This window comes from Anoxybacillus sp. B2M1, assembly GCF_001634265.1.
GTDB lineage: Bacteria > Bacillota > Bacilli > Bacillales > Anoxybacillaceae > Anoxybacteroides > Anoxybacteroides rupiense.
In genome coordinates this window covers 2,617,132-2,630,000 of the sequence record NZ_CP015435.1, presented here as the reverse complement: position 1 = coordinate 2,630,000, position 12,869 = coordinate 2,617,132, and the positions used below count along the sequence as shown (strand labels likewise).

Here is a 12,869-nt window from a genome sequence, read left to right as displayed (position 1 = left end):
CACCTACTGGAGGCCCGAACCCACGCACGTTGAAAAGTGCGGGGATGAGGTGTGGGTAGGGGTGAAATGCCAATCGAACTTGGAGATAGCTGGTTCTCCCCGAAATAGCTTTAGGGCTAGCCTCAAGGGAAGAGTCTTGGAGGTAGAGCACTGATTGGGCTAGGGGCCCTCATCGGGTTACCGAACTCAGTCAAACTCCGAATGCCAATGACTTATCCTTGGGAGTCAGACTACGAGTGATAAGATCCGTGGTCAAAAGGGAAACAGCCCAGATCACCAGCTAAGGTCCCAAAGTATACGTTAAGTGGAAAAGGATGTGGAGTTGCTTAGACAACCAGGATGTTGGCTTAGAAGCAGCCACCATTTAAAGAGTGCGTAATAGCTCACTGGTCGAGTGACTCTGCGCCGAAAATGTACCGGGGCTAAACGTATCACCGAAGCTGTGGGATGACTGACGTCATCGGTAGGGGAGCGTTCTAAGGGCGTCGAAGCCAGACCGGAAGGACGGGTGGAGCGCTTAGAAGTGAGAATGCCGGTATGAGTAGCGAAAACAGAGGTGAGAATCCTCTGCACCGAAAGCCTAAGGTTTCCTGAGGAAGGCTCGTCCGCTCAGGGTTAGTCGGGACCTAAGCCGAGGCCGAAAGGCGTAGGCGATGGACAACAGGTAGAGATTCCTGTACCACCTCCTCACCGTTTGAGCAATGGGGGGACGCAGGAAGGTAGGGTGAGCAGGCTGCTGGAATAGCCTGTCCAAGCGGTTAGGCTGCCAGATAGGCAAATCCGTCTGGCGTCCAGGCTGAGCCGTGATGGCGAGGGAATCCAAGTACCGAAGTCCCTGATCTTCCACTGCCAAGAAAAGCCTCTAGCGAGGTGAGAGGTGCCCGTACCGCAAACCGACACAGGTAGGCGAGGAGAGAATCCTAAGGTGCGCGGGAGAACTCTCGTTAAGGAACTCGGCAAAATGACCCCGTAACTTCGGGAGAAGGGGTGCTCTCTTGGGTGTTGAGCCCGAGAGAGCCGCAGTGAAAAGGCCCAAGCGACTGTTTAACAAAAACACAGGTCTCTGCGAAGCCGAAAGGCGAAGTATAGGGGCTGACACCTGCCCGGTGCTGGAAGGTTAAGGGGAGCGCTTAGCTCAAAGCGAAGGTGCGAACCGAAGCCCCAGTAAACGGCGGCCGTAACTATAACGGTCCTAAGGTAGCGAAATTCCTTGTCGGGTAAGTTCCGACCCGCACGAAAGGTGTAACGACTTGGGCACTGTCTCAACGAGAGACCCGGTGAAATTATAGTACCTGTGAAGATGCAGGTTACCCGCGACAGGACGGAAAGACCCCGTGGAGCTTTACTGCAGCCTGATATTGAATTTTGGTACGTCATGTACAGGATAGGTGGGAGACCGAGAAGCCAGGACGCCAGTCTTGGCGGAGTCGCCCTTGGGATACCACCCTTGTCGTACTGAAGTTCTAACCCGCACCCCTGATCGGGGTGGGAGACCGTGTCAGGTGGGCAGTTTGACTGGGGCGGTCGCCTCCCAAAGAGTAACGGAGGCGCCCAAAGGTTCCCTCAGAATGGTTGGAAATCATTCGTAGAGTGTAAAGGCAGAAGGGAGCTTGACTGCGAGACCTACAAGTCGAGCAGGGACGAAAGTCGGGCTTAGTGATCCGGTGGTTCCGCATGGAAGGGCCATCGCTCAACGGATAAAAGCTACCCCGGGGATAACAGGCTTATCTCCCCCAAGAGTCCACATCGACGGGGAGGTTTGGCACCTCGATGTCGGCTCATCGCATCCTGGGGCTGTAGTCGGTCCCAAGGGTTGGGCTGTTCGCCCATTAAAGCGGTACGCGAGCTGGGTTCAGAACGTCGTGAGACAGTTCGGTCCCTATCCGTCGCGGGCGCAGGAAATTTGAGAGGAGCTGTCCTTAGTACGAGAGGACCGGGATGGACGCACCGCTGGTGTACCAGTTGTCCTGCCAAGGGCACCGCTGGGTAGCTATGTGCGGAAGGGATAAGCGCTGAAAGCATCTAAGCGTGAAGCCCCCCTCAAGATGAGATTTCCCATTGCATAAGCAAGTAAGATCCCTCGAAGATGACGAGGTAGATAGGTCCGAGGTGGAAGCGTGGCGACACGTGCAGCTGACGGATACTAATCGATCGAGGACTTAACCAATACGAAAAGGGGAGCAAGCTCGCTTGCATCCATAGGGCGTTCAAGCTTCTGACGGACAAGTCAGGAGACTTGGACAGAAGAAGCGGAAACGACCGTAGGATGCAGCTTGCGGAACTAGGCAATACGAAAAGTGGAAGCGAGCGCTTAGCGCCGGAAGGAAAATGTTCTTCCGACGAGACATGTTTGCATGTCGATGGAAAGCGGAGCTAGACATCAAGAAAAGCACCGCCTATCCTTTCTTCTCTGATCTGTTATCTAGTTTTGAAGGAATCATCCTTCGAATAGTCTAGTGACGATGGCGGAGAGGTCACACCCGTTCCCATCCCGAACACGGAAGTTAAGCTCTCCAGCGCCGATGGTAGTTGGGGCTAACGCCCCTGCAAGAGTAGGACGTTGCTAGGCAAACAAACTAAAAACCTGACTAAACATCAGTTTGAACTGCACCTCCAATTGTTAGACACAACTAACAGTTGGAGGTGCAGTTTTGTTATGGAGAAGTTTACACAAGACCAAGCGCAAGTAGTCTATGAACTAAGGCATGCATTTCCGGTGAAAGCACTTCTGCCACTCGCTGATATTCCGCGTAGCACATATTATTATTGGGTGAAAAACTTTGGTCGGCCCGATCCAGATGCAGAACTGAAAGGAATCATTCAAGCGATTGATGATGAACATGAAGGTCGTTATGGCTACCGCCGTATTCGCGATGAACTGACAAATCGTGGACACAAAGTAAATCACAAAAAGGTGCAACGTATCATGAAAAAATGGGGATTAAAAAGTATTGTTCGTATAAAGAACTATCGTTCAGACAAAGGTAAAGTCGGCAAGATTGCGCCAAACATTTTAGAACGTAATTTCAAGGCAGAAAAACCAAATGAAAAGTGGATAACAAATTGAAATTGTTAGAGCAGGCCTTTGAACGGTTGACAGATGGTGACGCCCTCCTCTTACACTCAGACCAAGGTTGGCACTACCAAATGCGCCAGTATCGGGATGTCCTCAAAGAACGAGGGATTACACAAAGTATGTCACGAAAAGGTAACTGTTACGATCATGCAGTCATTGAGAATTTCTTTGATATGATGAAATCCGAATTCTTATATCTAAAAGAATTTGAAAGTGTGGTCCATTTTAAAGAAGAATTAGCAAAATATATCGAGTATTACAATCACAAACGAATGAAGGCAAAATTAAAAGGCATGAGCCCGGTACAATTCCGAACTCATGCCCAAACAGCCGCCTAACAAAATCACCTGTCTAACTTTATGAGGTCAATTCAAACATCAGTTTAGTCAGGTTTTTTTATTTCATCTTAATACAAACAAACTAAAAATACATATCTTGTAAGTATAGAAACTCATAAAGATGGCAATCCTGACAAATGGGAGGTGGAGAAGTTGAACCAGTCTACGACCAATCATACAGTAGGTGATACGTGTATTGTTTGTGAGCAACTAAAGCATCAAGGCATCCGAATCTATACAAAATTCCTTTGTATCGATTGTGAACAAGAAATCGTTCATACAGAGATAGATGATCCCAAATACCAATTTTATTTACAGCAACTAAAAAAAATTATCAATCGAGAAATATATTCATAGTTTAAGGTCCTATTAATAGGACCTATTTTATTTTAATATATTTAATTGATAGAATAAAAAAGGAATGATTTCGTATGAGTCATCGACAACAAGAAACACCTTTATATACGGCTTTAAAAAAGCATTTCTCTGCACATCCAATTTCTTTCCATGTACCAGGACATAAATATGGAAATGTATTTTTAAACGAATCAAAAAACCATTATGAGCATTTATTAAAGATTGATGTTACTGAATTGAATGGATTGGATGATCTCCATCAACCGGAATCTGTGATTGCAGCTGCACAACGATTAACAGCTGAGTTGTATGGAGTGGATGAAACCTTTTTTTTGATTAATGGTTCAACTGTTGGCAATTTAGCCATGATTTTTGCTACGTGCGAAGAAGACGAGCCGGTCATTGTGCAAAGAAATTGCCATAAATCAATTATCCATGCGTTGCAGCTAGTAGGAGCAGTGCCTGTGTTTCTTTCTCCTCAGTTTGATGGTGAGGTGAAAGTGGCTTCTTATGTTTCTAATGAGACAATTAAACAGGCGATGGAAGCTTATCCTAACGCTAAAGCTTTGATTTTGACAAACCCCAATTATTATGGCATGGCAGTTGATCTAAAAGAAGCGGTGAGTATGGCCCATCGCTATGGTATCCCTGTGCTTGTTGACGAAGCTCATGGCGCTCATTTTATATTAGGAGATCCTTTTCCTTCAACAGCGATAACATATGGTGCTGATGTGGTTGTACAATCCGCTCACAAAACATTGCCGGCTATGACAATGGGGTCGTATTTACATGTAAACAGCTCGTTAGTCGACAAAGAAAAACTGCATCACTTTTTGCGAATATTTCAATCGAGCAGCCCATCTTATCCAATTATGGCTTCACTTGATTTAGCTCGAAGCTATTTAGCTCATTTATCTATAGAAGAGATCCGTCATATACAAGCTCAAGTATCTTTATTTAAAAAAGCATTAAATGGAATAGAAGGAATAGCGGTAGTGGAATCCACTGATCCATGTGTGATGACCGATTTATTAAAAATTACGGTTCAAACAAGAAGCTCGTTATCAGGTTATGAATTGCAGCGCTGTTTAGAGCAAGCAGGGATTTTTACTGAATTGGCTGATCCATTGAATGTTCTTTTTGTTTATCCCTTAGCATTATTTGAAAATCTGGAGGAGATTATTGAAAAAATCAAAAAGGCATTTTCTAGTCTTCACCGTTGTGACCGTTCCCTTGATTCTGTCTCGCCCATTTCGTTTGCGGCAGCATCAGAGGTCATTCCATATTCATCATTAAAGAAGCGAAACAGAAAATTTGTTCATATGGAACAAGCAGAGGGGCTCATAGCAGCAGAAACCATTATACCGTATCCCCCAGGGATTCCTTTATTGATTATTGGAGAAATCATTAACGGAGAACATATTGCCTCGCTTCTTGAATTACGACAATACGGTTCTCATTTCCAAGGAGGAAAACGACTCGATTTTCATCAAATTGAGGTGTTCGAATAATAAAAAAGAAAATGAAAAGGGTGACAGATGTGGTAGGACCATTTTTCTCATTTGAAGGACCAGAAGGAGCAGGAAAAACGACGATTATGGCTATGTTGAAGGACTTTTTGACAGAGCGGGGCTGGGAGGTTGTGGCGACAAGAGAACCAGGAGGAATTGAAATTGCCGAGGAAATTCGTTCCATTATTTTAAATCCAGCACATATAAAAATGGATGGACGAACCGAGGCTTTATTATATGCTGCAGCAAGAAGACAGCATCTTGTAGAAAAAATTATTCCTGCCATGACAAGCGGGAAAATTGTATTGTGTGATCGTTTTATTGATAGCTCCCTTGCTTATCAAGGCTTTGCAAGAGGGCTGGGAATGGATGAGATATTAAGTATTAATCAATTTGCCATTGATGGATACTTTCCATCGTTGACGTTTTATTTTGATTTAGAACCGGAGGTAGGCTTAGAGCGAATTCGTAAAAGCCAGCAGCGTGAAATGAATCGACTGGATATGGAAAGCTTGTCGTTTCATCATAAAGTACGGCAAGGATATTTGCAGTTAGCCCAACGTTTTCCTGAACGTATTGTACAAATTGATGCTTCAAAACCAGTTGATGAGGTGTTGGCTGACACGGCCCATATTATCTTAAAGAAGCTTGGAGAACAGGAAAAATCGTTCGACCATGAAACATAAAATGATGAAATTCATAAGACATGTTAGAATAAAAATAAGGTCTCCCGTTTTGGGGGCTATTGCTTCATAATAAATATGATGCAGTTGAACGAAGACGATGTCTGTCTCATCATCCTGAATAAGCAGCAGGATCAATGCAAAACGGGAGCGTTTTTCGATTTTAGATCATAGATAAGTGAGTGATGGATGTGGCTGTTCTTTGGGACCGGCTTGAGCAGTATCAACCGATTGTGATGAAGATGCTCGCTCGCAGCATTGAAAAAGAGCGTGTGGCACATGCTTATTTATTTGAAGGACAACGGGGAACAGGCAAAAGAGAAGTCAGTTTATTGCTGGCCAAAAGTTTATTTTGTCTCAACCGTTTAACGTATAGACCTTGTAATGAATGTAGAAATTGTCGAAGGATCGATTCAGGAAACCATCCGGATGTACACTGGATTGAACCGGATGGTCAATCGATCAAAAAAGGGCAAATTGAAGCATTGCAAGAGGAATTTTCTAAAACGGGAGTCGAATCAAACCAAAAGCTTTACATCATTAGGCATGCAGATAAAATGACAAACAATGCGGCTAATAGTTTGCTGAAGTTTTTGGAGGAGCCTCACCGAGGCACAACGGCGGTTTTGTTAACAGAGCAATATCATCGCATGTTACCAACCATCATTTCCCGTTGCCAAGTTTTATCATTTCGGACGTTGCCGCCTACTGCCATCGCTGATTATTTAAGAGAACAACAAATTCCTCCCCATCTCGCCCTTCTTGCGGCACATGTTACGAACAATCGCGAAGAAGCTCTCGAATTAAGTCGAGATGATTGGTTTGCAGATGCCCGAAAAATAGTGTTACAATTATATGAAGCATTACAGGGAAACCCCTCATATGCACTTTTCATGATACATGAAAAATGGATGCCCCATTTTCAAGAGAAGCAGCAAATGGATATAGGACTGGATTTATTGTTGTATTTATATAAGGATCTAATGTATTTGCAACTCGATCAGCTTGAAAACATTGTTTACTGCGATCGATTAGATAGCTTGCAGCAATGGGCTCTTGCCTGTTCGCAAAAACGAATGATCCAAAATATGTCGACGATTTTACAAGCAAAAGCACGTTTAAATACAAATATGAATACCCAGCTTTTAATGGAGCAGCTTGTCCTCAACTTAAAGGAGGGAAGACCGTTTGTATAATGTAGTAGGCGTCCGTTTTAAAAAAGCAGGAAAAATTTATTATTTTGATCCTGGAGAATTAACGATTCCAACCGGAGAGTTTGTCATTGTAGAAACTGTTCGTGGCATTGAATTCGGTAAGGTCGTTATTGGAAATAAACAAGTGGATGAGAATGATATCGTTTTGCCTTTAAAAAAGGTGATTCGCATAGCAGATTCGAAAGACAAAATGGTCGTTGAAGAAAACAAAAAAGCAGCGCAGGAAGCGTATCAAATTTGTTTAAAAAAGGTTGAAGAGCACGGGCTTGAAATGAAGCTTGTTGATGTGGAGTACACGTTTGATCGCAATAAAGTGATTTTCTATTTTACAGCTGATGGACGAGTTGATTTCCGTGAGCTTGTGAAAGATCTAGCAGCTATTTTTCGCACTCGCATCGAGCTAAGACAAATAGGTGTTCGCGATGAAGCAAAAATGCTTGGAGGAATCGGGCCTTGCGGAAGAATGCTTTGTTGCTCTACTTTTTTAGGGGATTTTGATCCTGTATCCATTAAAATGGCGAAGGATCAAAATTTATCTTTAAACCCTACCAAAATTTCTGGTCTTTGCGGACGGCTAATGTGCTGCTTAAAATATGAAAACGACGAATATGAAACAGCAAAAGAGCAGTTGCCTGATTTAGGGGAATATATTGAAACCCCGCATGGCCTCGGCAGAGTAGTTGGCTTAAATATTTTGGAAAGAGTGCTGCAAGTGGAATTGCCAGAGCACGAACGAGTAGTCGAATATACCATTGATGAGCTAGTAAAAGAAGGAGTTTTGTCGATTCAGGCCACAGATTAATTGAGGTGGATTTGCGTGGATAAGAAAGAGATTTTTCAATCAGTAACAAGTATGGAAGAACAAATCAGCCATTTGTATAGTCAGCTTGTTGAACTGAAGGAACATCTTGCTCAATTACTTGAGGAGAACCGGCAGTTGCAAATGGAGAACAGCCATTTGCGCATGCGTCTCGAGCAACTTACTGAAGATGCGGTCAGCATAAAACGAAAAGAAAAAAGCCATAAGGTAAAAAATGAACGCAAGCCGATTGATATTGGTGAAGGATATGACAATTTGGCGCGGCTTTATCAAGAAGGGTTTCATATTTGCAATGTTCATTATGGCAGCGTTCGTACGGAAGATTGCTTATTTTGCTTGTCTTTTTTAAATAAAAAGTAATAACGGAGCCTTTCCAACAAGGAGAGGCTCTTTTCTTGAAAGAACATGAAAGAGGGATTAGAACGATGATTGAATTGCAGCACGGTGAAAGACTCGATTATCTCTTAAATGAAGATATGCGCATTGTTCAGAGTCCATCTGTTTTTGCCTTTTCATTAGATGCAGTGTTGTTGGCGAAATTCGCATATTTGCCCATTCAAAAAGGCCATATTGTTGATTTATGTACAGGTAATGGTGTGATTCCACTTTTGCTCAGCAGAAGGACGAAAGGAAAAATTATCGGTGTTGAAATTCAAGAACGAATTTATGATATGGCTAGAAGAAGTGTGCAATATAATGGGCTGACAGAGCAAATTGAGATGATTCATGGAGATATTAAGGACATGCCTCAGAAGCTCGGTTACAGCAAATATGATGTGGTGACATGCAATCCGCCATATTTTCCGACTGTAAGTGAGGAGGAAATGAATAAAAATAGGCATTTAGCGATTGCGCGTCATGAGATTTATTGTACGCTAGAGGATGTCATGAAGGTTAGCAGCCAGCTGCTTAAGCAAGGAGGAAAAGCGGCATTTGTTCATCGGCCGGGTCGCTTATTAGATATTGTGACCCTGATGCGGAAATATCGTTTAGAGCCAAAGCGGTTACGTTTCGTATACCCCAAACTGGGGAAGGAAGCCAATACGCTTTTGATCGAAGGGATAAAAGATGGGAATCCTGATTTAAAAATTTTGCCACCATTATTTGTATATAATGATCATAATGAGTATACAGAAGAAGTAAGACAAATATTATATGGAATGTGATAAAAAGGAGAAAAAATTATGGTTTGGCAGCAGAAAAGCTTTGCAGAGCAAACTCATCAAGGAATTTTATATATTGTGCCGACTCCGATTGGCAATTTAGAGGATATAACATTTCGTGCATTGCGGGTGTTAAAGGAAGCAGATATGATAGCAGCAGAAGATACGAGACAAACGAAAAAGTTGCTTAACCATTTTGAAATTACGACACCAATCATCAGTTATCATGAACATAATAAATATACAGCTGGCAAAAAAATTGTCGAATGGCTGCAAGAAGGAAAAACGATTGCATTGGTGAGCGATGCTGGAATGCCTGCTATTTCTGATCCAGGCTATGATCTCGTTGCTGCCGCTTTGGAAGAGCGTTGCCCTGTTGTACCATTGCCGGGAGCGAATGCGGCGCTCACCTCCCTTGTTGCTTCTGGGCTGCCAACTGAACATTTTTATTTTTTTGGTTTCCTTGATCGGGCGAAAAAAGAGAAGAAAAAACAGCTTGAAGCATTAAAGAATATACGTGACACCATGATTTTCTATGAAGCGCCGCACCGATTGGCCGATACACTGGCGATGATGCATGAAGTCATGGGAGAGCGGAAAATTGCGATAGGCCGCGAATTAACTAAGCGGTTTGAAGAATTTATTCGCGGTACTATAAGCGAGGTAATCGAATGGACAAAGAATGGGGAGATTCGCGGCGAATTTTGCATCATTGTGGAAGGGGCAAAGGAAAACGAGGAACAGGTGAGCGATTGGTGGCATTCGCTTTCAGTCAGCGAACATGTTGAATATTATATTGATGAAAAACATTTGAGCGTCAAGGATGCAATAAAAGAAGTAGCAAAAGATCGAAAGGTGCCGAAACGGGAAATCTATCAAGAGTATCACCAATAAAAAAGTTTCTCTAGAAAATCTAGAGAAACTTTTATTTTGATGTTTCTAATTGTTCTTGAATTTCTTTAAGAAGGATTTCAGCACCTTCACGGCTTAAAATGATTTTGCCGCCAGCAAGCTTGAAGTTATCGTCAGAAACTTCACCTGTTACGACACATGTCATATTTGGTTTATATTTTTTGAGGATGATGCGCTCATCGTCAACATAAATTTCTAACGCATCTTTTTCCGCGATATCTAATGTACGGCGTAACTCAATTGGAATAACAACACGGCCTAATTCATCCACTTTACGAACGATACCTGTAGATTTCATTGAAATAATCTCCTCTCCATCATAAATTCTATGTGCCTGTTTGTTTATTCGTCAATATTCGACAAAATTCCTACAACCTAATCATATCAATGTTTCCATTATACGTCAATCCTTTTATATGTAAAATTTAAAAAAAATGTATTTTGTTATTTCAGAAAAATTTTATTCAATACCACATGCTTTCAATTCAGAGTTTATATCTTTTTATTTATATATTAGGAAAGCAATAAAATATATAAATTTATCAAAAAATAAGCATATTTTTCTATTTTTTCCACTTCTTTTTTTATAAATATAAGTTCATAAAGAATATTCGACAAAAATCAACTGTATTGGTTGACATTTGTTCAAGTGTTTATGTATATTTTTCCAAGACGAGAGAAATAGATGTTTTTATATACCATCAAAATCATATAAAATATATAATAAGCGATAATTGCTCTCGTCTTTGGACGAGGGTTTTTGCATATCGAGGAGGGTATAAAATGGAGAAGAAAACCTTTTATCTGACGACACCGATTTACTATCCAAGCGGCAAGTTACATATTGGCCATGCTTATACGACGGTGGCTGGAGATGCGATGGCTCGATATAAGCGGCTTCGCGGATACGATGTGATGTATTTGACAGGAACGGACGAACACGGACAAAAAATTCAGCGAAAAGCGGAAGAAAAAGGAGTTACACCTCAAGCATATGTAGATGAAATCGTTGCTGGGATTCAAGAGCTATGGAAAAAGCTCGATATTTCTTATGATGATTTCATTCGTACGACAGAGGATCGCCACAAAGAGGTGGTTGAAAAGATTTTTGCCCGCCTAGTAGAACAAGGAGATATTTATTTAGATCAATATGAAGGCTGGTATTGTACACCTTGTGAATCATTTTATACAGAAAGACAGTTGGTAGATGGTAATTGTCCAGATTGCGGGCGTCCGGTTGAAAAGGTAAAAGAAGAATCGTATTTCTTTAATATGAGCAAATATGTCGATCGTCTTCTTCAATATTACGAAGAAAATCCGGAATTTATCCAGCCAGAATCTCGCAAAAATGAAATGATTAACAACTTTATTAAGCCTGGCTTGGAAGATTTAGCTGTGTCGCGAACAACCTTTGACTGGGGCATTAAAGTGCCGGGAGATCCGAAACATGTGATTTATGTATGGATTGATGCGTTATCTAATTATATTACAGCATTGGGCTATGGTACGGAAAATGATGAGAAGTTTTTGAAATATTGGCCGGCAGATGTTCATCTGGTAGGGAAAGAAATTGTTCGCTTCCATACGATTTACTGGCCGATTATGCTAATGGCACTGGATTTACCGTTGCCGAAGAAGGTATTTGCCCATGGCTGGCTGCTAATGAAAGATGGGAAAATGTCGAAATCTAAAGGAAATGTCGTCGATCCTGTGACATTAATTGACCGTTATGGTTTAGATGCGCTTCGCTATTATTTACTCCGCGAAGTTCCATTTGGTTCAGATGGGGTATTTACTCCGGAAGGGTTTGTCGAACGAATTAATTATGATTTAGCCAATGATTTAGGAAATTTACTAAATCGTACGATTGCGATGATTCAAAAATATTTTGATGGTGTGATTCCGGTTTATGATGGACCGAAAACCGCGTTCGATAATCAGCTTGTTGAAACATCGAAGGAAACGGTAAAGCATTATGAAGAGGCAATGGAAAAAATGGAGTTTTCTGTTGCTCTGACAGCGTTGTGGCAATTCATCAGCCGAGCTAATAAATATATTGACGAGACACAACCGTGGATATTAGCGAAAGAGGAAGCAAATAAGGAAAAATTGGCGTCCGTCATGACGCACTTGGCAGAATCGCTCCGTCACATGGCGATTTTGCTTCAGCCATTTTTAACTCGCACTCCAGACAAAATCTTTCAGCAGCTCGGCATCAAACAACAAGAATTAAAAGAATGGGAAAGCTTATATCAATTTGGCCTTTTAAAAGAAGGAACAAAGGTTGAAAAAGGAGAGCCTTTATTTCCGAGATTGGAGATGGAAACGGAAGTGGCGTATATTAAATCGCACATGCAAGGAGATCAAGCGGCACAAAATCCTTCAGCAAACGATCCATCCAAAGAAACGGCGGCGGAAATTACAATTGATGATTTTATGAAAGTAGATTTGCGAGTGGCGCAAATTCTCCATGCTGAACCGGTAAAAAAAGCCAACAAGCTTCTTAAACTACAGCTCGACCTTGGCTATGAAAAGCGTCAAGTTGTGTCAGGAATTGCTGAATTTTATCAACCTGAACAATTAATTGGCAAAAAAGTGATTTGTGTAACGAATTTGAAGCCAGTTAAGTTGCGAGGAGAGCTATCTCAAGGAATGATTTTGGCTGGCGAGACAAATGGAATGCTTTCTTTAGCAACTGTTGATGAGAATCTGCCGAACGGAACCAAAATTAAGTAGCATCAATCAGAGAGGTGGACGTGAATGAAACACACGACACCTCTTTGTTGTCATTTTGT

At 42.0% G+C, this 12,869-nt stretch carries 10 protein-coding genes, 2 rRNA genes and 1 pseudogene (1 of these 13 running past the window's edge); 12 read left to right on the top strand and 1 reads right to left on the bottom strand.

What is annotated here, in order from left to right; genetic code table 11:
• The 11 genes and pseudogenes from GFC28_RS12855 to rsmI form a co-directional block, all read left to right on the top strand.
• Positions 1–2,167 (top strand): 23S ribosomal RNA (locus GFC28_RS12855); it begins 762 nt to the left of the window's first position.
• A 285-nt stretch (positions 2,168–2,452) separates the two neighbouring features.
• Positions 2,453–2,569, top strand: a 5S ribosomal RNA gene (gene rrf, locus GFC28_RS12850).
• Positions 2,570–2,671: 102 nt separating this feature from the next.
• Positions 2,672–3,414: pseudogene (locus GFC28_RS12845) on the top strand (IS3 family transposase); the annotation flags it as partial.
• 153 nt (positions 3,415–3,567) lie between these two features.
• On the top strand, positions 3,568–3,771 hold the full coding sequence (locus GFC28_RS12840; RefSeq protein WP_044742045.1) for a sigma factor G inhibitor Gin: 204 nt from the start codon (positions 3,568–3,570) through the stop codon (positions 3,769–3,771).
• A 74-nt stretch (positions 3,772–3,845) separates the two neighbouring features.
• Positions 3,846–5,282 carry an aminotransferase class I/II-fold pyridoxal phosphate-dependent enzyme gene (locus GFC28_RS12835; RefSeq protein WP_044742044.1) on the top strand — a complete coding sequence of 479 codons (1,437 nt, stop codon included), beginning with the start codon at positions 3,846–3,848 and terminating at the stop codon, positions 5,280–5,282.
• A 29-nt stretch (positions 5,283–5,311) separates the two neighbouring features.
• Positions 5,312–5,968 carry a dTMP kinase gene (gene tmk / locus GFC28_RS12830; protein ID WP_044742043.1) on the top strand — a complete coding sequence of 219 codons (657 nt, stop codon included), beginning with the start codon at positions 5,312–5,314 and terminating at the stop codon, positions 5,966–5,968.
• A 182-nt stretch (positions 5,969–6,150) separates the two neighbouring features.
• The gene (gene holB / locus GFC28_RS12825) at positions 6,151–7,161 is read left to right on the top strand and encodes a DNA polymerase III subunit delta' (protein WP_369818731.1); all 1,011 of its coding nucleotides are present in this window, start codon (positions 6,151–6,153) and stop codon (positions 7,159–7,161) included.
• Positions 7,154–7,981 (top strand): PSP1 domain-containing protein, encoded by an 828-nt coding sequence (locus GFC28_RS12820; protein ID WP_044742042.1) that lies wholly within the window; start codon positions 7,154–7,156, stop codon positions 7,979–7,981. Before holB ends, GFC28_RS12820 begins: the two co-directional genes overlap by 8 nt.
• Positions 7,982–7,996: 15 nt before the next feature.
• Complete coding sequence (gene yabA, locus GFC28_RS12815; RefSeq protein WP_044742041.1) at positions 7,997–8,359, top strand: DNA replication initiation control protein YabA; 363 nt, start codon at positions 7,997–7,999, stop codon at positions 8,357–8,359.
• Positions 8,360–8,424: 65 nt separating this feature from the next.
• Entirely contained in the window at positions 8,425–9,165 is a 741-nt protein-coding gene (locus GFC28_RS12810; RefSeq protein WP_044742048.1) for a tRNA1(Val) (adenine(37)-N6)-methyltransferase, read from the top strand.
• 18 nt (positions 9,166–9,183) lie between these two features.
• Positions 9,184–10,056 carry a 16S rRNA (cytidine(1402)-2'-O)-methyltransferase gene (gene rsmI / locus GFC28_RS12805; protein ID WP_044742040.1) on the top strand — a complete coding sequence of 291 codons (873 nt, stop codon included), beginning with the start codon at positions 9,184–9,186 and terminating at the stop codon, positions 10,054–10,056.
• A 31-nt stretch (positions 10,057–10,087) separates the two neighbouring features.
• Here the strand turns inward: rsmI and GFC28_RS12800 are convergent, their stop codons facing one another.
• On the bottom strand, positions 10,088–10,372 hold the full coding sequence (locus tag GFC28_RS12800; RefSeq protein ID WP_044742039.1) for a transition state genes transcriptional regulator AbrB: 285 nt from the start codon (positions 10,370–10,372) through the stop codon (positions 10,088–10,090).
• A gap of 425 nt (positions 10,373–10,797) precedes the next feature.
• Here GFC28_RS12800 and metG point away from each other — a divergent pair, with 425 nt between their 5' ends.
• Positions 10,798–12,810: a methionine--tRNA ligase gene (gene metG / locus GFC28_RS12795; protein ID WP_257722999.1), complete on the top strand. Its 2,013-nt coding sequence runs from the start codon at positions 10,798–10,800 to the stop codon at positions 12,808–12,810.
• Positions 12,811–12,869 lie beyond the last annotated feature (59 nt).

Bases quoted from the DNA above. Each gene is read 5' to 3' on its own strand.
- rsmI (WP_044742040.1), top strand. From the start codon at position 9,184: ATGGTTTGGCAGCAGAAAAGCTTTGCAGAGCAAACTCATCAAGGAATT.
- GFC28_RS12800 (WP_044742039.1), bottom strand. From the start codon at position 10,372: ATGAAATCTACAGGTATCGTTCGTAAAGTGGATGAATTAGGCCGTGTT.
- holB (WP_369818731.1), top strand. From the start codon at position 6,151: ATGGATGTGGCTGTTCTTTGGGACCGGCTTGAGCAGTATCAACCGATT.
- GFC28_RS12835 (WP_044742044.1), top strand. From the start codon at position 3,846: ATGAGTCATCGACAACAAGAAACACCTTTATATACGGCTTTAAAAAAG.
- GFC28_RS12810 (WP_044742048.1), top strand. From the start codon at position 8,425: ATGATTGAATTGCAGCACGGTGAAAGACTCGATTATCTCTTAAATGAA.